This window comes from Anaerolineae bacterium (assembly GCA_016931895.1).
In the GTDB taxonomy this organism is placed as follows: domain Bacteria; phylum Chloroflexota; class Anaerolineae; order 4572-78; family J111; genus JAFGNV01.
Genome location: JAFGDY010000298.1, coordinates 18,541 through 38,574 on the forward strand (window position 1 = coordinate 18,541; position 20,034 = coordinate 38,574).

Annotated in this window: 17 protein-coding genes; 9 read left to right on the forward strand and 8 right to left on the reverse strand. The window is 51.1% G+C overall.

Features of this window, described 5'->3' with window-relative positions; all coding sequences use genetic code 11:
- Window positions 1-188: 188 nt before the first annotated feature.
- The 5 genes from JW953_22880 to JW953_22900 form a co-directional block, all read right to left on the reverse strand.
- Entirely contained in the window at window positions 189-647 is a 459-nt protein-coding gene (locus JW953_22880; GenBank protein ID MBN1995551.1) for a hypothetical protein, read from the reverse strand.
- A gap of 107 nt (window positions 648-754) precedes the next feature.
- Window positions 755-1,489 (reverse strand): SDR family NAD(P)-dependent oxidoreductase, encoded by a 735-nt coding sequence (locus JW953_22885; GenBank protein MBN1995552.1) that lies wholly within the window; start codon window positions 1,487-1,489, stop codon window positions 755-757.
- A 59-nt stretch (window positions 1,490-1,548) separates the two neighbouring features.
- The gene (locus JW953_22890) at window positions 1,549-2,094 is read right to left on the reverse strand and encodes an HXXEE domain-containing protein (protein MBN1995553.1); all 546 of its coding nucleotides are present in this window, start codon (window positions 2,092-2,094) and stop codon (window positions 1,549-1,551) included.
- Window positions 2,095-2,096: 2 nt separating this feature from the next.
- A complete protein-coding gene (locus JW953_22895; protein MBN1995554.1) occupies window positions 2,097-2,780 on the reverse strand; it encodes a flavodoxin domain-containing protein in 684 nt (227 codons plus the stop codon).
- A gap of 205 nt (window positions 2,781-2,985) precedes the next feature.
- The gene (locus JW953_22900; GenBank protein MBN1995555.1) at window positions 2,986-3,573 is read right to left on the reverse strand and encodes a Crp/Fnr family transcriptional regulator; all 588 of its coding nucleotides are present in this window, start codon (window positions 3,571-3,573) and stop codon (window positions 2,986-2,988) included.
- A gap of 265 nt (window positions 3,574-3,838) precedes the next feature.
- Here JW953_22900 and JW953_22905 point away from each other — a divergent pair, with 265 nt between their 5' ends.
- Window positions 3,839-5,059 (forward strand): radical SAM protein, encoded by a 1,221-nt coding sequence (locus JW953_22905; GenBank protein MBN1995556.1) that lies wholly within the window; start codon window positions 3,839-3,841, stop codon window positions 5,057-5,059.
- On the opposite strand, the gene JW953_22910 is transcribed toward JW953_22905, so the two are convergent.
- Window positions 5,056-6,261, reverse strand: a complete 1,206-nt coding sequence (locus JW953_22910) for a glycosyltransferase family 2 protein (protein MBN1995557.1) — start codon at window positions 6,259-6,261, stop codon at window positions 5,056-5,058. The genes JW953_22905 and JW953_22910 overlap by 4 nt on opposite strands.
- Before the next feature lie 83 nt (window positions 6,262-6,344).
- Between JW953_22910 and JW953_22915 the strand changes: the two genes are divergently transcribed.
- Genes JW953_22915 through JW953_22925 form a run of 3 tightly spaced genes read left to right on the forward strand, consistent with a single transcriptional unit; the run spans window position 6,345 to window position 12,345 of the window.
- The gene (locus tag JW953_22915) at window positions 6,345-7,475 is read left to right on the forward strand and encodes a hypothetical protein (GenBank protein MBN1995558.1); all 1,131 of its coding nucleotides are present in this window, start codon (window positions 6,345-6,347) and stop codon (window positions 7,473-7,475) included.
- Between the two features lies 1 nt (window position 7,476).
- A complete protein-coding gene (locus JW953_22920; protein ID MBN1995559.1) occupies window positions 7,477-9,027 on the forward strand; it encodes a radical SAM protein in 1,551 nt (516 codons plus the stop codon).
- 3 nt (window positions 9,028-9,030) lie between these two features.
- Window positions 9,031-12,345, forward strand: a complete 3,315-nt coding sequence (locus tag JW953_22925) for an aminotransferase class I/II-fold pyridoxal phosphate-dependent enzyme (protein MBN1995560.1) — start codon at window positions 9,031-9,033, stop codon at window positions 12,343-12,345.
- A gap of 34 nt (window positions 12,346-12,379) precedes the next feature.
- Here the strand turns inward: JW953_22925 and JW953_22930 are convergent, their stop codons facing one another.
- Window positions 12,380-13,234 carry an SDR family oxidoreductase gene (locus JW953_22930; GenBank protein ID MBN1995561.1) on the reverse strand — a complete coding sequence of 285 codons (855 nt, stop codon included), beginning with the start codon at window positions 13,232-13,234 and terminating at the stop codon, window positions 12,380-12,382.
- Between the two features lie 25 nt (window positions 13,235-13,259).
- Window positions 13,260-14,522, reverse strand: coding sequence for a radical SAM protein (locus tag JW953_22935; GenBank protein MBN1995562.1), 1,263 nt, complete (start codon window positions 14,520-14,522; stop codon window positions 13,260-13,262).
- Between the two features lie 134 nt (window positions 14,523-14,656).
- Here JW953_22935 and JW953_22940 point away from each other — a divergent pair, with 134 nt between their 5' ends.
- The 5 genes from JW953_22940 (at window position 14,657) to JW953_22960 (ending at window position 19,898) form a co-directional block, all read left to right on the forward strand.
- A complete protein-coding gene (locus JW953_22940; GenBank protein ID MBN1995563.1) occupies window positions 14,657-15,484 on the forward strand; it encodes an SDR family oxidoreductase in 828 nt (275 codons plus the stop codon).
- Between the two features lie 51 nt (window positions 15,485-15,535).
- Complete coding sequence (locus JW953_22945; GenBank protein ID MBN1995564.1) at window positions 15,536-17,599, forward strand: AMP-binding protein; 2,064 nt, start codon at window positions 15,536-15,538, stop codon at window positions 17,597-17,599.
- Window positions 17,599-18,828 (forward strand): beta-ketoacyl-[acyl-carrier-protein] synthase family protein, encoded by a 1,230-nt coding sequence (locus JW953_22950; protein MBN1995565.1) that lies wholly within the window; start codon window positions 17,599-17,601, stop codon window positions 18,826-18,828. Before JW953_22945 ends, JW953_22950 begins: the two co-directional genes overlap by 1 nt.
- A gap of 13 nt (window positions 18,829-18,841) precedes the next feature.
- A complete protein-coding gene (locus tag JW953_22955) occupies window positions 18,842-19,096 on the forward strand; it encodes an acyl carrier protein (protein MBN1995566.1) in 255 nt (84 codons plus the stop codon).
- A 418-nt stretch (window positions 19,097-19,514) separates the two neighbouring features.
- A complete protein-coding gene (locus JW953_22960; protein MBN1995567.1) occupies window positions 19,515-19,898 on the forward strand; it encodes a response regulator transcription factor in 384 nt (127 codons plus the stop codon).
- Window positions 19,899-20,034: the final 136 nt, after the last annotated feature.

Below are 20,034 nucleotides of genomic sequence, written 5' to 3' on the forward strand. Positions count from 1 at the left end.
TGTTGTTTAGTATTTGTCTATATATTATACATATATCATTAGGATAAGATTAATATTACCGGCAACTTTTTTGCAATATCTAGACAAATAGTGGCATTTGCGGCTGCCATCTTTTTTTGAGGCTTGTGTGCAAGGGGCTTGTGATGTGAACCAATCCAACCAAGAGGTGAAACGATTAACATTAACTATTATACCACAGAGACGCTGGCAGTGGTGGTCAACAAAAAATGGCTCACGGCCAAGGTGGTCAGTAACAACCATTCCAGAACTTCGACACCCTTAAGCGGGTTCATTTCTCGAATGAGGATGGCATACAGGTTGACGGGTTTCAAATCAAGAGACAAACCGGGGCGTGGGCGGGGTGGTCGGAGCTTGACCGGTTTGTAGTAAACCTGACAGGTGACCATGCGAGCCGGACGCTCTTTCGCCGCTCTGACCTCAACCACGATTTTGCTCCGCACCGGACTGGCGGTCAGGGTGGCCCGGACCTCTCTTTGTTTAGTGGCTACTTCACGACAATGATGGACACGCACTAACAACTCAATATGCTCTGGCCAAGGATGAACAAAGTATTCATAGATGTCACTTTCCTGATCTGAAACCTGGATGATCTGAACTTGCGCCGGTATCCCTTGACTACTTTTCACGGTGGCATGATCCAGAGGACCTAAACCGGTGGTGGCTGGATAATGATGGAGATTGTATTCCGTCGTATTTTGCACTGACAGAATACCATCACGCGGGTATTTATCAGTTACATGTATTTGACTTTGAGAGCCAGCATCATCCAAACAGGCATGGTAACTTTTTTCTTTCGCCGGCAAATCATTTTTTCCAGAGTCAGGGCGACCTTTTTGGAATCAAGCATCATAGCTTCCGGGGATTTTAAGGCGCTTTCTCCCTTGTTTTCTTGAAAAGAGGTTTTCATTGACCCCGGGAGAAAAAGACCAACCCCAATCCCGAACGGTTTCAACTCGCGTCGCAATCCTTCAGTAAAACCGGCTAAGGCAAATTTAGTGGCCGCATAAACACTGTTCTCAGCCAAAGCGATTTGGCTAAACAAAGAGCCGATATTCAAGATATATCCTGAGTGGCTCTGCTTGATGAGCGGCAGCAGAGATTTAATACAGTAATACGCACCAAAGAAATTCACCTCAAAATGCCTGCGCATCTCCTGGTTTGAAATTTCTTCCGATACCCGGTAGGTCCCAAACCCGGCATTATTGATCAGCACATCAACCCGCTCAAACTTCTCTTTAATCATTGTCGCCATACGATCCACATCTTTCTCAGAAGAGATGTCGCCTTTGATAATCAACGGAGCGTTGCCGGTAAGAGCCTTTATCTCGTCTTGAACCTGCCGCAACGATGATTCAGCCCGCGCGATCAAAATGACATTGGCCTTCTTTTGGCTCAAGTGAATCGCTGTTTCTCGGCCAAGCCCTTTTGATGCGCCGGTGATCACGATGGTTTTGTTTTTAATGTCCATAGCCAATTTCCCCAAATTGAGTTTGTGTTTACGCCAATCTGGTTTTATAGAGACGGTTTTTAGAATTTCTCCGCAACCCAGTTGCCAAGGTTGTAGATGGCCCGGATGGAGGGTGTCATTTCATTGCCGGCCTTCACGGTATGGTACAGCGGGATTACAATAAGCCCTGCCAAAACTACCACATACCACGGTGATACGTATCCCTCTTGCAGCGCCTTCACCACAATGTAACAGCCCAACGGAATGATAAACAATACCGCCGTAACAACTCCCGGGGCGTATTGCTTAAAATAGAAGGTCCAAAAAATGTGCTGAAGGGCATTCCCAACAGCCAGCGCAATCGCCGGAAGAAACACATAAGCGGCTACCGTCGGATTTCCGGGCAATGTGGCCACAGCACACCAGGCCAAACCTGCCGTACAGATGATGCCAATCCACACTCGAGCATTTCTCGTGGTGACTATGGGGGGGACGCCGATGAAATTCCGCCGCTCAAATTCGGTAATGTTCCATTCTTCCAACTCGTGAATAACAAAGGCGAAATAAAACAACCACAACAACATCAAAAAACTAAGCTGTTCAAATGCAATCAAGATAGGGTTCATTTTTACGCTCCTCTTTCTAATAATTTTGATCCAATGATATTTGCCCAGGCGCAAATGGCCGTCCAATCACGAAAATCGCCTGTGGTATTATCCGGGGAAACCATGTTATACATCATCCGATACATGAAGGACATTTTGCCGTAATCCAATGCTCCGGCGAACAAACCCTTTCCAACCGGTATCACAGCCGGGATATCCCTTTGCACCTTTTCCAGCACATTGTCTATCTTTTGTAACTCTGCCGGCCGGTCGGTTACGGCCAGCGTCATACACGTGAGAAAGTAAGCAACGGGAAGTTGGCTCAGTAATTCCTGATTTGCGCTGACAAAGTCTACCGCTTCAGTCATCCATTCGCTCGAGTGAACCGGCGCGCCCACAATAACAGCGCGATAGGATGACAGGTCATCAACCCGGGTCACTTGCTTGACATCCGCAGCCATACCGCTTCCACAAAGCGTTTGGGCAATAGCGGCGGCCACTTCACCGGTGGAACCGAATTGGCTGGCATACGTCACCAGCACTTTGCCCTGGTCACTCACCCCTTGGCCGCAACTCAATTCGCTGAATGCGATGTGGGGTTCTCGTACCGCCAACACTCCTGCGCCACCACAGGTTGCCAGACCAAGTCCGGCCGCACCAATCCCGATCAGGAAACGTCGTCTATTTACTCCTTTTTGTTGACTCATCAGATAAATCTCCATTCATTAAACCATTTACTCTATTTATGTTTAAGCTTGAATTTCAACTATGCTTCACGCTGTCTCATTGGCCCAACAATCAAACGTGGTGTAGACCGCCGGTGTGAAGGTGAATAGATCTCGGAAGCATCCCATGCGTAAGATAACAGACATCACAAGTAATATCATTAACCTGGGTTAATATTTTGGAAATCTATTTGATTTTTTTGCGAATGCGGGATAAAGCGACGTCAGTGACGCCTAAAAAAGAGGCAATATGATATTGGGGAATCCGGTCAACCAGACCGGGAAATTCTTTGAGAAACCTTTGATAACGGATTTCCAGAGAATCAAGCAGCAACTCTTTTTCGCGCGCTTCTTTGACCAAAACCAGATATTCGGCCATCTTGCGGCCAAGTCGTTCCCAGCAGGCATGTCGATCGTAAAACTCGTTCAATACGCGGTTAGGCAAAACAATTGTTTCAGTTTTTTCAAGAGCCTGAATGAAGAAGGGACAAGGCGCTTGCAGAATTAATGAATGGAAAGAACCGGCAAAGCCGTTCTCCATAGAAAAATGTTTGTTGAATTCTTTCCCATCTTCGGTGCAATAGAAAAATCTGACCAATCCTTTGTTGATGAAGTAAAAGTTGTTGACCACATCACCGGCTCTAACCAGATAGTCGTTTTTTTCAAAGATACGTTCAGAAAGATGTTGAACAAAATGTTCCCATTCACTTTCAGGAACAGACACAATCTGGTCAACAACACCTTTGAATTTTTCAAGCCCTTTTTGATCTTTCATACGATAGTGCATAATCTGATTTGAACAATGGGAGCTTAATCATATGGTTGATTGGTAGATTGAACAAGCTAACGCCTCGGCTTCAATCGCCCGCCCGAAACCAAACCATCAAGACCAACTCACCAAAAATATGGGACGGAATAGGGGTACACAAAGCAGTCAGAAGGGACCGGTACAGTTGCAGGCTATCACTCATATTTCCCAATCCTGAACCTCAAAGATTATAATACCACCGCAACCTTTTTTACAAGAGGCCAAAAACATAATGTGGCAATTTCGTTTGAGGGTTCCTCCAGGCTTTTTGGTTAAAGAATTTATTAACTATGCGTGGCATGATTGGCCTACGGTATCCCACGTTCTTAAGCTGCAATTGGCCCGAGAAACTTTTAACTGGCGGCATCCGTTTGGGGCAGATGGTTGGGGCGACACAGTGCAGCAGATCAGCCTGCGCCCGACCGATCTGTGCAATTTACGCTGTTGTACCTGCGGCCAGTGGGGCGAGAAGGGTTATCTGCGCGAACAACCGCTCAAAGATTTAAAGCAGCGCGAATTATCTCTTGAAATTTACAAAAAACTTGTGGACGAGGTCGTTGAGGCGGGCTGGTCGCCGATATGGTATATTTGGGGCGGCGAGCCAATGCTTTATCCCGACCTGTTTGACTTAATGCGCTATATCGCGGCTCGACACATGCCTCTCACCATGGTCACCAATGGGGTCAATGTGGTCAAGCATATTGATGAGATTATAGAAACTTGCCAGGGATTGTGGCTGAGTATTGACGGCCCCACCGCCAAAATTCATAACCAACAGCGGCCCGGCGTGTCGCCCAAAGATGACAATTTTAGCGACGTGATGGCCGCGCTCAAAACCATCAGCGCCGAAAAAAAACGGCAGGGCAGCCTTTATCCCTTTTTGGGGCCAATTACCACCATTAGCAAATACAACGTTAACCACCTGGCCGACATCTACCGGCTCGTTAGCCCCTACGCCGATGTCCACACCATTTACCTGGCCTGGTGGATAGATGAACCTGCCGCCCGGGAACACACGGCAGACTTTGAGCGTCGTTTTGGCTTTGCGCCCCATAGCCATTGGGGCTGGGTGGGCGACTGGAAAGATTTTGACCACAGCCTTATTTTTGACCAATTTGAAGAAATGTGGCGATTATCAAAAAAACACAATCGCTGCCCGGCCATTATGTTTCCCAACCTCATCTCGCCGGAGGCGGTGCGGCAATATTATCAAGACCACACGGCCACTTTTGGCTACAAACAGTGTTTCAATATTTATTCAACCATAGAAGTGGACAGCAACGGCAACGTTAGCCTGTGCCGTGACTACCGGGATTACGTGATCGGCAATATCAAAACTGACCCGATTACCAAGATTTGGCAAAGCGAGGCCGCTCGCCAATTCAGGCGTTCTATCAGCGAAGAAGGTTTAATGCCGGTCTGCCGTCGCTGCTGTGGGTTGATGGGATATTAGGGAAGTGGCCGGCTGATTTCAACAACCTGGCCGGTCTTGACGTTGACCCGGTATTTAATGCCACGCCAATTCATGGTGAGCAGGTTTTGTTTTACGCTCAAGGCGGTTTTTAACAAAACCCAGCCGGTAATCAACACCGCCGCGGGCGTGGCTAACCACCAGCGGAGCAGCCGATATTTTTGGTCGGTGGGAGGTACGCTGGCCGGATTAACGTAGTTACTCAAACTGATCAGCCAACTCTGCAACATCATCAACAACCAAAAGCTCACACTGCCAATTACAGCCGGTAAATTTTGTTGAACCAAACCATAAATAAGCACAAATGGCGAAGCAATGGCTAAAAAAATGTAGGGCCAAAACGCCATAATAAACAACCAATATAATCCATTAGCACAAATTTGCAGGTATTGGAATTGTCGCTCCAACCACTCCACCCCAACCTGAACCGATATGTCGCAGTAGCTCTTAACCGTGCAACTGGGCACATAGCGGCGTTGAATCCGGTAGCGGTGGAGGGCCTGCATCAAAACCATGTCGTCAACAATAGCGGTAGAGAGATATTCGTCCAGAGCATATTGTTTAATGATGGATTGGCGTAAGGCCATGCTACCGCCCCAGAGCGCATAAAACCGGTCGTCGGACCGGAAAATATCCAGCGCAGCAGCGACCATCCCGGCCAGGTAGTCACCCCATTGAAAATGGGCTTTAACAGGCACGCGGCGATACGAGCCGGTGACAGCGCCAATGTTTGGGTCTTGAAAAGGCGCAACCATTTCTTGCAGCCAGGTGGAGTGAGGGTTAATATCGGCGTCGGCGAACAAAAAAATATCAGCGTTCACACCCTTCATCCCCTGCAAAATATTAAAAACTTTCTGGGCGCACTGCGTCGCCGGGCCGGCAATGCAGAGTTGCACTTGCTCAAATTGCCGGGCTAAAGCGCGTAAAAAAGGCAGCGCCGGATCGCACTCGTCTTCAACCACAAAGATGAATCGCGCCGGGCCGCCGTAGTCCTGTTGGATAATTCGGTGCAAATTATCTTCAAAATAAGGGTCGGTATGGCCTTTGCACGGCGTAATAACCGCCACCGAAAATTGGCCGGTGGGGGGATAGGGGGGTGTCCAACGCTGCCGGATGAGATGTACTGTAACCAACCCAACGGCCAGGGTGGCGTAAAACAAAATAGCCGCATAAAATAACAGCATAAACATCGCCTTTTGCCTTTGTCGCATTATCCTATAATATTATGCATACCGTCAAATGGTGCTCAGGCTAAGGCAAGAGGCTTATGCTTACTGTTGAAAAAGTTGATACCTTCTCCCCTAAACAGGTCAAACAATTTGTCAACCTGCCTTATCGTCTATATGCCCACCATCCCCACTGGGTGCCTCCCCTCCGCCATGACGCCGCCTTATATCTGAACCGCCGGAAACATTTTTTTTATGACCACTCCGCAGCCGACTTTTTTATCGCCGCCCGGAATGGCCGAGCCGTGGGCCGCATTGCCGTGCTTGACCACCGTCTTTTTAACAACTATCATCAGACCCGCCAGGCCCAATTTTACCTGTTTGAATGTGAAGATGATCCAGAGGCCGCGACTGCCCTTTTTGAGCAAGCCTTTGTCTGGGCCAAAGCGCGGGGGTTGAACAAAATCATTGGCCCCAAAGGACTCGGCACGCTCGACCCGTTTGGGATTCTGATTGAGGGTTTTGAACATCGGCAGATGATGATAATGTCTACCTACAATTATCCTTACTACCAAAATCTGGTTGAAGCGGCCGGTTTTACCAACCAGATGCGCTTCTCTTCTTACTATCTTAACACCCAAGATTTTCGCGTGCCCAACTGGATTCACAACCTGGCCGAGCAAACCCGGCACAAGAGAGAACTTGAGATAAAAAGTATCCGCACCGTGCGCGAAGGTTTGCCGCTGGCCCGGCAGATGGTTGAAATTTACAACCGGGCGATGGTCAACAATTGGGAGTATTACCCCCTACCCGAACGCGAAATCGCAGCCATTGTGGAATCGTTAAGATTTTTCAATAACCCCCGTTTCCTCAAATTCCTGGCGCATGGACAGGAGATGGCGGGAGCGTTGCTGGTAATACCCGATTTGTCGGCCCCTTTACAACGCGCCAAAGGCCGGTTAAATCCCTGGAGCCTGGTTGATTTATATAAAACCATGCGCCGGCCCCAATCCCTTTTACTGGCCTGGTTTGGCATTTTGCCGCAATTTCGTTTACAAGGCGGTAATGCCCTGATAATAACCGAACTGGAAAAAACGATCCGCGCCAATCCAACCGTGCAGCACCTGGAATTGCATCAGGTGGCCGATAGCGCCCTCCAGGTGCGGCGAGATTTAGAAATGTTTGGGCTGAAACCCTACAAGGTGCATCAAGTTTTTGCGAAACAACTATAAAATGTCCAAATCTATCTACCTCATCAATCCCAGGGCAGATTTTCCCAGTTATTACAGCGCCGAAATTTATACTCATTTCGGCCTGAGTCCGGTCGCCTATACCGCCGATTTGGCCATAGCTACAGTAGCGGCGCTGGTGCCCGCCGATTTTGAAGTGACGCTATGTGACGAGCAGATTACGCCCGTCAATCTTAACCACCCCGCCGATTACGTGGGCTTGACCGGCAAAAGCAGCCAGGTAGGGCGTATGATCGAACTGGCCCAACACTTTCAGCAACGGGGCAAAACCGTCATCATTGGCGGCCCTTTTGCTTCGCTGTCGCCGGAGGTAGTAAGGCCTTACTGCGACATTCTGGTGCGCGGCGAAAGTGAAACCATCGCCCCCCAACTGTTTGCCAACTTGGAGGCCGGGCGCTGGCAAGCCGAATATATGGGGGCATGGTCTGACCTGCGACAGTCCCCCATCCCGCGCTGGGATTTGTACCCCAATCATAGCGCCCTGTCGGGCTGCGTGCAAACTTCGCGAGGCTGTCCCTTTGAATGTGAATTTTGCGATGTGATTCAATACGCCGGTCGCCGACAACGCCACAAACCCGTTGACCAAATTCTGGTCGAACTTGACTCTCTCTATCAACACGGTTATAGCCTGGTATTTATCGCCGACGATAACTTTACCGCCTCTCGCCGCCGCGCCAAAGAATTGCTCATAGCCTTGCGCAGTTGGAACAATCGCCAACCGGACGGGCGACTCACCTTCATTACCCAACTTTCCATTGACGCCGCGCACGAAGACGAAATTCTGCAACTCTGCGCCGAAGCGGGCATCTACTACGTCCTTATCGGCATTGAAACGCCTAACGAGGACAGCCTGCGCGAAAGTAAAAAACGTCAGAACTTGGGGATCAACCTGACCGGCCAAATCCAACGTTTTCTGGATTATGGCATTGGCGTGATGGGCGGTATGATGGTTGGCTTTGACGCCGACGGCCCGGACATTTTTGAGCGGCAATATCAGTTTGCCATGAACACGCCGATTCCCATCTTTATGTTAGGCGCATTAACTGCTCCACCCTCAACGCCACTCTATCAACGTCTGCGGCAAGACAATCGCATCGTGGCTGACATAGAATTTGGCGCAAACACGCCGTGGGAAACAAACATCATCCCTAAACAAATGTCACGCCAAACCCTGTTTGCCGGATTACGCTGGTTGGGCAACCGCCTGTATCACCCCACCACATTTGGACAACGGGTCAGGCAATTTTTAGACAGCTATCAACCCCCTCCGTTTAGTGACCGCCCGCACCGGAAACCAAATCAACAGCTTGCCCTGCAAATTATGAAAGTAACTCAAAACGTTACTCGCCTGGGGTCGGCTGAAGCGCAAATGTTTTTAAACACAGCCCCTGCTGCCATGAAACATCCTGTAGTGCAGGGTGTCTTTTTTAATATAATGGCCCAATACCACCAGATTCGATATATGTACCAACAAGGCGGGTTTTGGGAGCCGCAATTGGCCGAACTCAACGCCCCGGATTTGTCAAGGTTTTAAACAATGAATAACCCGCTTCAATCGCGCCAAACCAAAACCCTGGTTGACCTGTTGCAGCAGCGCGCCGCCGAACATCCCCACCAGCGCGCTTACACCTTTTTGCGCGACGGCGAAACTGACGCCGTTGCTTTAACCTACGGCGAGTTAGATCAACGGGCCAGAGCTATTGCCGCCTGGCTGCAACAACAAAAAGTAACCGGGCAGCCGGTATTGCTGCTCTACCCGCCCGGCCTGGATTTTATTGCCGCCTTGTTTGGTTGTTTCTACGCCGGGGCCATGGCCGTGCCCGCCTACCCCCCGCAATTAAATCGTAATAGCGCCCGGTTGTCGGCAATAATGAACAATGCTCAGGCCAAGTTATTTTTGACCAACACCGCCACCATACCCCAACTAGAACGCTGGGCTGGCCAGATACCTCTGCTCAAAACGATGGACAGGCTCAACACCGACAACCGGTCTCCTGAATTAGCCGATACATGGTCTGCGCCGGAATTGAAGCCGGATACACTGGCTTTTTTGCAATACACCTCCGGCTCAACCGCCCTGCCCAAAGGGGTCATGGTGACGCATGCCAACATTATAAACAACCTCAAGCTGGTCATCCAGACCGCCGGTTTTGAACCCGAAAGCCACCACGAAGGAGTCAGTTGGCTGCCGCCCTATCATGATTTGGGATTAATTGGCTTTATCTTTCTGGGGGTCTACACCGGGCGACCCTTCACCCTGATGTCGCCGGTGGCCTTTTTGCAAAAACCCCTGCGCTGGCTGCAAGCAATTTCGCGCACCCGGGCCACGTACAGCGCCGGGCCAAATTTTGCTTATGATCTGTGTGTGGAAAAAATTACCCCCGCCCAACGCGCCGCACTTGATCTCAGCAGTTGGGAGATTGCCATTGTCGGCGCCGACCCCATTCGTCATAAAACCCTGGCCCGGTTTGCGGCCACATTTGGACCTTGCGGTTTTCGCAAACAAGCTTTCTATCCCAGCTACGGCATGGCCGAAGCCACCCTGGTCATATCCGGCGGCTTGCAAGCAGCGTTGCCTGTAACCTGCACGGTGCAAACCGAAGCTCTAAAAAATAATCAGATTATCGTGACCCATGCAGAAGCGCCGGGCAATCAAACTTTAGTAGGTTGCGGGCGGCCTCTGGCAGAACAAAAAGTAATCATTGTTGACCCGCACACGTTGACCCCCTGCCCGCCGGATAAAGTTGGCGAAATCTGGGTATCCGGCCCTGGCGTAACTCAAGGTTACTGGCATCAACCAGAAGAAACCACACACACTTTTCGAGCCTATTTGTCCAATCGTGAAGGGCCGTTTTTACGCACCGGCGATCTGGGTTTTTTGCAAGATGGTGAGCTATTCATTGCCGGTCGGCTGAAAGACCTGATTATCATTCGGGGCCAAAATTACCACCCGCAAGACCTGGAACTGACCGCGGCCGCCAGCCATCCGGCTTTACAGCCCACCGGCGGCGCCGCTTTTTCGGTAGATGCCGGCGACGAGGAAAAACTGGTGATAACGTTTGAACTGAAACGCCGCCAGCGCCAGGCCGATCCGGTTGAAGTGGCCGGGGCTATTCGCCGGGCCATTGCCGCCGAATACGGCCTGCACGTTGAAACGGTGGTACTGCTCAAACCGGGCGGCCTGCCCAAAACCGCCAGCGGCAAAACCCAACGGTATCTCTGCCGGGAAAAATTCTTGGCAGGAACATTGACTATCCTAAGTGTTGATACTTTGAGCCAACCGCCAGCGTCCGCCAGTATGGCTAAAAACGGATTCGTCACTGCCGGTGAGCAAAATCAAACCTCCTTAGCCCAGGCTTTACGAACTGAAATCGCTCAAACGCTGGGATTATCCCCGGAGATGATTGACCCCCACCAGCCGATGAGCGCCTTAGGCATCGACTCTTTAAAAGCCATTACGCTGCAAACCCTGTTGGAAACAAAATATGGCGTCACCCTGTCTCTGGAAACGTTCTTGGAATTGGCCGAATTGAGCATTGCCCAAATCGCGGCTCATCTCGAGGCGGGAACATTGCCGGTCCAAATCACATCCCCGCCGGAGATGGCTCCACTGAACACGGGTACAGAAATAAACCGCCAGGCAACAAAACAACCGGTCGGCAGTGTATTTGACAAAGCGCGCGCGTTTGATCTTATGGATCAAGCCCGCCGGGCAAACCTGATGCCTTATTTCAGAGAATTGACTCAAAACGAAGGCCCCACTTGCACTTTTGAAGGGCGGCGAGTGCTGATGTTTGGCTCTAACAACTACCTGGGTCTGACCGTAGACGAACGGGTGCGCCAAGCCGCCGCCAATGCCGCCCTGACCGAAGGCCCCAGCCTGACCGGCTCCCGGCTGCTGAACGGCTCAACTCCCCAGCATCGCCTTTTTGAACAAAAACTGGCCGAGTTTTTGGGCCGTGAAGATGCGTTGATTTTTACCACCGGCTACCAGGCCAACATCGGCCTGTTGTCGGCTTTGATGACCTCCGATACGACCCTGTTGGTTGATGAACGCTGTCATGCTTCCATTTACGACGGCGCGTTTGTAGGGCGTTGTAAAATTGTGCAGTTTCAGCACAACGATATGAACGACCTTGAACTCAAACTGCAAAATGTAGCCACTCGATCGCCCACAATGGTTATGGCTGACGGCGTGTACTCAATGGAAGGGGATATTGCCAACTTACCCGCCATCAAAGGCCTATGCGACACCCACACCGTACCCTTAGCGGTTGACGACGCCCACGGCCTGGGTACGTTGGGCGCAACCGGCCGGGGTATTGAAGAACATTTTAACATGCCCGGCGCCGCCGATATTTTGACCGGCACCTTTTCCAAAAGCCTGGCCTCAATTGGGGGATGGGTGGCCGGAGAGGCCAAAATAATTGATTGGATTCGCTTTTATGGTCGCTCGATGATTTTTTCGGCGGCCATTGCCCCACCGTCTCTGGCCGCTGCCGAGACCGCCCTGGAGATTCTTTGCCGGGAACCCTGGCGGGTGAAAAAACTCAATGAAAATGCTGATTATTGGCGGACGGGGTTAAATCAACTGGGGTTTGATACGGGTCAATCTAAAACGGCCATTGTGCCGGTGATCATTGGAGACGATTTGAAATGCGCTCAGTTAGGTCAGGCATTGCTGGAGGCGGGTGTTTATGTGAACGTAGCCGCCTATCCGGCTGTCCCTCGCCATTTGGCTCTGTTGAGAACAAGCGTTATGGCTACCCACAGCCGCAGTCAGCTTGACCAGGGTTTGGCTATCTTTGACAGGGTCGGCAAAAAGTTGGGTGTAATTGAAAATACTGCTTGAATGTCTTGCATTTAAGGATGTTTGAGTCTAAACGTTAAAGCGTTACTTTGGTCACCAACCAGTCGCGCCACCGGTCGGGTAACCGAGCAGCCAACGCCATCAATTTTGCATGCTTGCCAACCAAGTAACGTGTTTTAGGCCGTTTGGCCGTGAGGGCATGGGCCACAGCCCGGGCCACAATTTCGGGCGGGATCGCGGTCTGTTTTGTGTTAAGGGCAAACTGGCGAGTCTTTTCCATAGCCTCCTGATAAAGAGCGTAGGCTTGCTCAGGCCACTGGTTTGCCATTTGCTCTGTTTGCGCCAACGACTTATCCCAAATGGGCGTGGCAATGCCCACGGGTTCAATGATTGAGACGTGAATCTGCCAGGGACGCAATTCCAGCCGCAACGAGTCGGTGAGCGCCTCTAACGCAAATTTTGAAGCGGCGTAAGGCCCCAAAAAGGGCGTGGCGATGCGCCCCCCCATTGAACCGATATTTACGATTCGGCCCTGTCCGCACCGTAAAAGCGGAAGAAAGGCCTGGGTCACAGCCACCTGGCCCAGCACGTTCGCCTCAAACTGCCGGCGTAATTCAGCCACCGAAACAAACTCAAGGGGACCGGCCACAGCAATGCCGGCATTGTTTACCAGGCCAACCAGATTCAACCGGGCGGTAGCTGCCCACACGGTTTCTGCGGCGGCCATAATTGTCTCATTTTTGGTGACATCCAAAACCACAGGCGTCAAGCGGGCCGACGCCCGGTGTCGTAAAACATCGGCATCCTGTTGTTGGCGTATCCCGGCAAAAACTTGAAATCCCCATTGGTCAAGGTAAATGGCGCACGCCCGGCCAATACCGCTGGATGCGCCGGTAACGACTACTGCGCTTTGTCTGGCCTGATGTGTCATCAATTATTTGCAATTTTGTGGTTATTCAATCAACCGACATTACCACTGGCGCTACGGCTGCCGTTGTTTTATTGTCCTCAACCGTTTCCTGGGGCTGTCGCACCGCCGAGAGCAGTCCGCCAAACAGGCGATACTCATCCAGACGGCAGGAATTGACCAACTTACCCTCGTAAAGGGTCATATCAGGACAATTTTCACACATATCAACCTGCCCATCGGGCAAAAAATCCGGACCCTGGATAATGGTGATACTTTGGATGCGCAAACTGTTCAAGAGGCGTCCGGGGCGGCGAATAATATCCGTTAGCCAATGGCGTGCAGTCTGGCGCACCGTTTTATCCCAGGGCGAAAGGAGGAAGGAAAGAGGGCTTATTTTGTTGCCCAGCATATAAGCCATGTACGTGCCTTTGAACAGGTGATGGCCAATCTGGCCTATCTCCATAGCCTTTTTGCCAATAGAACCATACATTGCTTTCTTGGAGCCAATCATGCCGCCCAATAGCCATTTAAAGGAAGTGTGCCGGGCTGTGCCGCCCAGATAAGCTGCCGCCTCATATTGGGGAAAATTATCCTTGATAACCTGATAAATATCTATGGAAGAGGGCAATTTTTCTTCAAAATGTTCGCTGATGTAGCTGAGTTGCAAGGCGTCAACTTCCCGGTCACTCTGGTCGCGGGCCGCATACCCCCAATCGGCCGCAACGGTGCGGAACGTGATAAAAACCAGGCCGTCCACGCGGCCCATATTCGCCTGACCCCAACGCACTACTTCAGGCACTTCTGGCAGGGTAGAGGGGTAAACAGTAGAATTAAAAGTGAGGTGGAGACCTCCTTCCGCCGCAATCATATCGGTGTAGTATTGGCGCAATTCGTTCAACTCGGCTTCGGTTTTGCCTGGCCAGTGGGGGCGATTTTGATAGCTGTCAATATGAATCGTAAAACCGGCCAGACCGGCCTTTTTTAATTCCCGCAACCGTTCCGGCGTTAACGCTACCCCATTGGTTAAAAGAATAGGCTTGAGGCCGTTATTGCTGATGAAGGTTACTATCTCATCAATTTGCGGGTGCAGCAACGGCTCACCCCCGGCAATAGATACATTATCCGGGTTGCGCCATTTTTTAAAGAAAAGAATCTCCGCTTTAACCTCGTCTAATGGTTTGTGATCGGTCAAACGCTGGCGATAACACCCCTCGCAATGGATATTACAAATGTCGGTCACTTCCAGCCAGGCAATTGGATTATCATTTAAAGACCAGGGGAAACGGTAGAGATTGCGTTTATTGAGCATTATTTTCCTCCAAAACACATAAGATGATGCAGGCAAGTATAACACATTAACGGATGAATGAAACTTTTTGTCCTTCTTTTTGAAACCTCTATAATACATTTTATTTTTAGCAACCAGATGGCTTGAGGTAATTGATGCGGTTCCAGCAGCAGCACGTTATCATCACCGGCGGGTCAAGTGGCATTGGCAAAGCCACCGCCAAACTGCTGGCCGCGCAGGGGGCGCACATTTCGCTCATCGCCCGCACTCCAAGCAAATTGCAGGCAGCCCGGATGGAGATTGAAGCAGCGCGGGCCGAAGCGCGGCAGCGGGTGGAATCTATCACGGCCGATGTAACCAACTATAACCAAATGACGACAGCCATCGAAACCGTCATTGAGCAAGTTGGCCCACCCGATGCGTTGATCACCTGCGCGGGGATGGCGCACCCCGGTTATTTTGCTAAACTCCCCCTGGAAATTTTTGAACAGACCATGGCCGTTAACTACTTTGGCGCGCTTTACGCCATCAAGGCAGTTTTACCGGCCATGCTTAAACGTGGTCAGGGGCATCTGGTGTTGGTTTCTTCTGGAGCCGGTCTGGTGGGATTTTATGGCTATAGCCCGTACAGCCCGGCCAAGTTTGCCGTGCGCGGTTTGGCGGAAGCGCTACGGAGTGAACTGAAACCGAGGGGCATCGGAGTCTCCATTGTGTATCCCCCCGATACCGACACCCCCCAGTTGGCGGCTGAAAACAAAACCAAACCCCCGGCCACTCAACGCATCACTGCCAGAGCCAAAATACTAACCGCCGACCAGGTAGCCGGGGCTATTGAGCATGGCTTGCATAAACGGACCTGGCTGATTACGCCCGGTTTGGAAATGAGTTTACTGGCTCGCCTGCACAGCCTGTTGCTACCCGGCCTTAATTGGTATGTTGACCGTCTGATTGCCCGTGTAGAACGAGAACATAAAGATTGCTAACCAAAAAACTGTTACTGTGCCCCTTATCATTGCCGGGCATAGAGAGATATAATGAGCCATTCCTTTAAGCCACCAACCCAAGGTGAAACCCTATTGAACCTGCTGCGCTGGCGGGCCAATCATCAATCCCACCAACGCGCCTATACCTTTTTGGTTGACGGCGAAATTGAGGCGGTCCATCTAACCTATGCCAACTTAGAGCGGCAGGCCCGGGCTATCGGCGCCTGGTTACAACAAAAAAACGCTGCGGGCCAGCCCATTCTTTTACTTTATTCGCCCGGTCTGGATTTTATTGCGGCCCTGTTTGCTTGTTTTTATGCCGGGGCCATTGCAGTGCCGGCCTATCCTCCCCCCCTTAATCGAAACAGCGCTCGTCTGGCGGCTATTATGGCCAACACCCAGGCCAAGATATTCCTGACCACAACCGCGATGCTCACCCAAATTCAACGCCAAATGGCAGAAATACCAGCCGTGAAAGATTTGTCGTGGCTAACCACCGATACCTGGCCGGTAGAAATGGCCGACACATGGGCTGAAGTGAACCCAAAAGCCGATACCTTAGCTTTGCTGCAATATACTTCGGGTTCTACCGCAACCCCCAAAGGCGTTATGGTTACGCACGGGAATATCATCCAAAATCTTGATCGGGTTGTCCAAACTGCCGGCTTTGAGCCTGATCGCCACCGCGAAGGGGTCAGTTGGCTGCCACCCTATCACGACCTGGGGCTGATTGGTTTTGTCTTTTTGGGCATTTACTCCGGGCGGCCTTTCACCTTGATGTCACCGCTGGCCTTTATCCAAAAACCGCTGCGCTGGTTACAGGCTATCTCACGCCTGCGGGCCTCCTACAGCGCCGGGCCAAATTTTGCTTACAATTTATGTGTTGATAAAATCACCCCTGAGCAGCGAGCCGAACTTGACCTGAGTTGTTGGAAAATTGCCATTGTCGGCGCCGACCCGATTTGCTGCGAAACGCTAGAACGCTTTGCCCATACGTTTGCCCCTTATGGGTTCCGCCAACAAGCTTTTTACCCCAGTTATGGCCTGGCCGAGGCCACGCTGGTCGTCTCCGGCGGTCTGCAATCGGCCTTGCCGGTCACCTGCACAGTACAGGCAGAGGCGTTAAAAAATCGCCGGGTCATTATCACTTCACCCAAAGAAACAGACAGTCAAACCCTGGTTGGCTGCGGCAGATCATTGGTTGGACAAAACGTGCTTATCGTTGATCCTCAAACTTTGCGCCCCTGCCCGCCGGATCAGATTGGCGAAATCTGGGTGGCCGGCCCCAGTGTAGCCCGGGGGTACTGGCGCCAACCGGAAGAAACCCAACACACGTTTCAAGCTCGCTTAGCCGGTGGAAACGGCCAATTTTTGCGCACCGGCGATTTGGGTTTTGTGCAAGAGGGCGAACTCTTTATCACCGGCCGGCTCAAAGATTTGATCATTATCAGGGGCTGCAACTACTATCCCCAAGACATTGAAAAAATCGTCAAAGCCAGTCACCCGGCTCTAGGCCCCCGGGGGGGCGCTGCTTTTTCAGTTGAAATTGATCATCAGGAACAGTTGGTGATTGTTTGGGAAGTGGAACGCCGACATCGTAGCGTTGATGTTAATAGCGTAGCCGAGGCCGTTCGGGGGGCGGTGGCCCAAACGTTTGAGCTAGAAACTTACGCCGTGGTATTGCTCAAACCCGGCCATTTACCCAAAACTACCAGCGGCAAAATCCAGCGCTATCAATGCCGAAAACAATTTCTGGAAAACACCCTGCCGGTGATTGGAATCAACATTCAACCTCAACAAAAAAATTTGCCGCAGGCAAAAACACTGACCGGGGATACGGTTGACCATCCGGGCCATCAACAACTTCAGCAACAATTAGAAGAGCAAGTACGCACGCAACTGGCCGAATTTTTGAAAGTTCCACCCGACCAAATAGATTGGCAGCGGTCCATTCAAACCCTGGGACTGGGTTCGCTGCACGCCACGGCGGTCAAGTATCACCTTGAAGAAAATTTTGGCATCGCCTTGTCACCGGAGATGTTTTTTGAAGACATCACCCTTGGCCAATTCGTTTCTAAAATTGCCAGCCAAACTACATCCGAGCGAGGAAATTGATGACCCCAAGAAGGGTAGTGATCACCGGCGGCGGCATCGCCTCGCCGCTGGGTAATGATTTGGAAACATATTGGGCGCAACTGCTGGGGGGTCAATATGGTATTGCGCCCATCACCACCTTTGATACCTCGGCTTATGCCACCAGGTTGGCTGCCTGTCTTAACCCGATTCCGAGACCGGCCGGCCTGACTGAACTTGAACAAAAAATGAGTTCAAATTTGTCTATCCTCTCTGTATTTTGCGCGGAACAGGCGATTGCGCAGGCCAGGCTCGATTTTCCGGCAGAAGAAATTCAGCGCAGCGGGGTGATTGTTGGTTCGGGTTTTCTCAACCTTTATGATCTGGAAGATTATAACCGGAATTTTTTTAGGGGTAAGCCCAGCCGGTCTCCCCTGACAATTCCGCTCAATATGGGCAATGCCCCCGCCAGCCGGATTGCCATGAAGTATGGGCTAAAGGGCATTGTTAAAAGCGTGAGCACGGCCTGTTCGTCCGGTTTTACGGCAATAGCCGATAGCGTGCTGTTAATTCGAGAGGGGTATCAGGAGGTGATGATTGCCGGGGGCTGCGACCTGGTGTCGTCGCAGACGATACTCAATGCTTGGGAAGCAATGAGGGTGTTAACCAAAGAAAAAGAAATTCCGGCCCTGGCCTGCCGGCCGTTTGACCGGGACCGGCGAGGCATTGCCCTGGGTGACGGCGCAGCCTTTTTTGTGTTGGAAACGTATGAGCATGCCGCGCAAAGAGGGGCAACTATCCTGGCCGAGATTAAAGGTGTTTTCCAAAATTCAGACAGCCTTGACCTGGTTAAACCCGACTCCCAGGAAGAAAGTCGTTGTATTGAACAAACGTTGCAAAATGCCAACCTTGACCCCGCAGATATTGGCATGATCTTTGCCCATGCCACCGGCACGCGCCTGAACGACACCACCGAATACGAAAGTCTGCATGCCGTGTTTAAAGAAAGGCTAAAACACATCCCGGTCTGTGGCCTCAAAGCGATGATTGGGCATACTATGGGCGCGTCCGGCCCTATGGCTTTGGCTGCGGCGCTGGGCGCACTGGAATCAGGATATTTCTATCCCATTCCCAATCTGGTTAACCTGGAAGAGGGCCTGGATTTGTGCATTACCACTACAGGCCAACAATTAATTTCGGTTGATAATATTTTGCTTAACACCTTTGCTTTTGGGGGAATTAATGTGTGTTTGGTTATATCCAAAATATAAAGGGGACAAAGTGATGACAGAACAAGAAATTCGCACTAAATTGGTGGAAATTTTTGAAGAAGAAGCCAAACTGGATCGGGATGAACTCTTACAGGGACAACCCCTGGCCAATCTCATTGACTCGTTGACTTTGCTGGAAATAGTGTGCCAAATTGAAGATACTTTTGAGTTAGAAATTGAGGACGAACAAATACCTGAACTAAAAACTTTTGCTGACGTGGTTGAAGGGATCACTCGGCTAAAAGGGCCAGATGTACAATCAAACTAAACAGTGCCCCAGTAATAGTAACGCCCGGCGGCATAGCTATTGATGGATAACAGAGATATCAAAGAAGACCTTTACTGGCGGTAGTAGCCGCAATCAATTCGTTGGGGTAAACTTGACCGCCAAACTCATCCTTGTCGTGCACCGTGGCGCTCATATGCAAGTGACCCCGAAAAGCAAAGTATATCCTCCCGCCAAGAGCTAGCAAACATCCTCGACAAACTGCACCTGGCCAACCGTACCCAGGCCGCCCTCTATGCCCTGCGCGAGGGCCTGGCCGATTTGGAGTAGGGAACTGGTCATTTTTGACCATCAATACCGCATTTTTGACCGCCGCCGTACCCGGGACGGTCATTTTTTCTCCTCAAAACCCTCATTTTCTCCCTTGTAACGCCGGCCTGAATTGTGATATGTTAGCAGCATGACAGGTCAGGCTTCAATATTCATTATTGCTCCGCCGGGCCCCTGGCGCGAAAGCCTGCTGGTGCTGTTACAAGCCAGCAGCAACGTGGAGGTGGCCGGCCAGGCCGACGACGGCCCCGCCGCCCGGTTATGGCTCGCCGCCCACGTTCCGGCTGCCGTGCTATTGGATGCCGACCTGCCCGGCGACGAAGCCTGGGAGGCGCTGCAATGCCTCAAACGCCAACAACCTTCCATTTATTGCCTGGTGCTGGCCCATGATTTTAACCAGGAACGCCAGGCGCAAGCGGGCGGCGCTGACCAGGTGCTTATGGCCGGCTTCTCGGCCGAGGCTCTGTTTGCGGCGTTAGAAAAGGTTAAAAAAACAATATGTGTACCCTCATGAGGTTTCATTCCATGCGACTCCAACCGCTCTCGAATCGTAATTTTTATCATAATTACCTGTTTATCTTCCTTGTTACCTTCATCTTTTACCTCTTTCTCCAACTGCAAATCGTCTTCCAGTTCTATTGGTCAACCTC

Bases quoted from the DNA above. Each gene is read 5' to 3' on its own strand.
- JW953_22915 (MBN1995558.1), top strand. From the start codon at position 6,345: ATGCTTACTGTTGAAAAAGTTGATACCTTCTCCCCTAAACAGGTCAAA.
- JW953_22895 (MBN1995554.1), bottom strand. From the start codon at position 2,780: ATGAGTCAACAAAAAGGAGTAAATAGACGACGTTTCCTGATCGGGATT.
- JW953_22905 (MBN1995556.1), top strand. From the start codon at position 3,839: ATGTGGCAATTTCGTTTGAGGGTTCCTCCAGGCTTTTTGGTTAAAGAA.
- JW953_22940 (MBN1995563.1), top strand. From the start codon at position 14,657: ATGCGGTTCCAGCAGCAGCACGTTATCATCACCGGCGGGTCAAGTGGC.
- JW953_22925 (MBN1995560.1), top strand. From the start codon at position 9,031: ATGAATAACCCGCTTCAATCGCGCCAAACCAAAACCCTGGTTGACCTG.
- JW953_22945 (MBN1995564.1), top strand. From the start codon at position 15,536: ATGAGCCATTCCTTTAAGCCACCAACCCAAGGTGAAACCCTATTGAAC.
- JW953_22930 (MBN1995561.1), bottom strand. From the start codon at position 13,234: ATGACACATCAGGCCAGACAAAGCGCAGTAGTCGTTACCGGCGCATCC.
- JW953_22885 (MBN1995552.1), bottom strand. From the start codon at position 1,489: ATGGACATTAAAAACAAAACCATCGTGATCACCGGCGCATCAAAAGGG.
- JW953_22935 (MBN1995562.1), bottom strand. From the start codon at position 14,522: ATGCTCAATAAACGCAATCTCTACCGTTTCCCCTGGTCTTTAAATGAT.
- JW953_22955 (MBN1995566.1), top strand. From the start codon at position 18,842: ATGACAGAACAAGAAATTCGCACTAAATTGGTGGAAATTTTTGAAGAA.
- JW953_22920 (MBN1995559.1), top strand. From the start codon at position 7,477: ATGTCCAAATCTATCTACCTCATCAATCCCAGGGCAGATTTTCCCAGT.
- JW953_22910 (MBN1995557.1), bottom strand. From the start codon at position 6,261: ATGCTGTTATTTTATGCGGCTATTTTGTTTTACGCCACCCTGGCCGTT.
- JW953_22950 (MBN1995565.1), top strand. From the start codon at position 17,599: ATGACCCCAAGAAGGGTAGTGATCACCGGCGGCGGCATCGCCTCGCCG.
- JW953_22900 (MBN1995555.1), bottom strand. From the start codon at position 3,573: ATGAAAGATCAAAAAGGGCTTGAAAAATTCAAAGGTGTTGTTGACCAG.
- JW953_22960 (MBN1995567.1), top strand. From the start codon at position 19,515: ATGACAGGTCAGGCTTCAATATTCATTATTGCTCCGCCGGGCCCCTGG.
- JW953_22890 (MBN1995553.1), bottom strand. From the start codon at position 2,094: ATGAACCCTATCTTGATTGCATTTGAACAGCTTAGTTTTTTGATGTTG.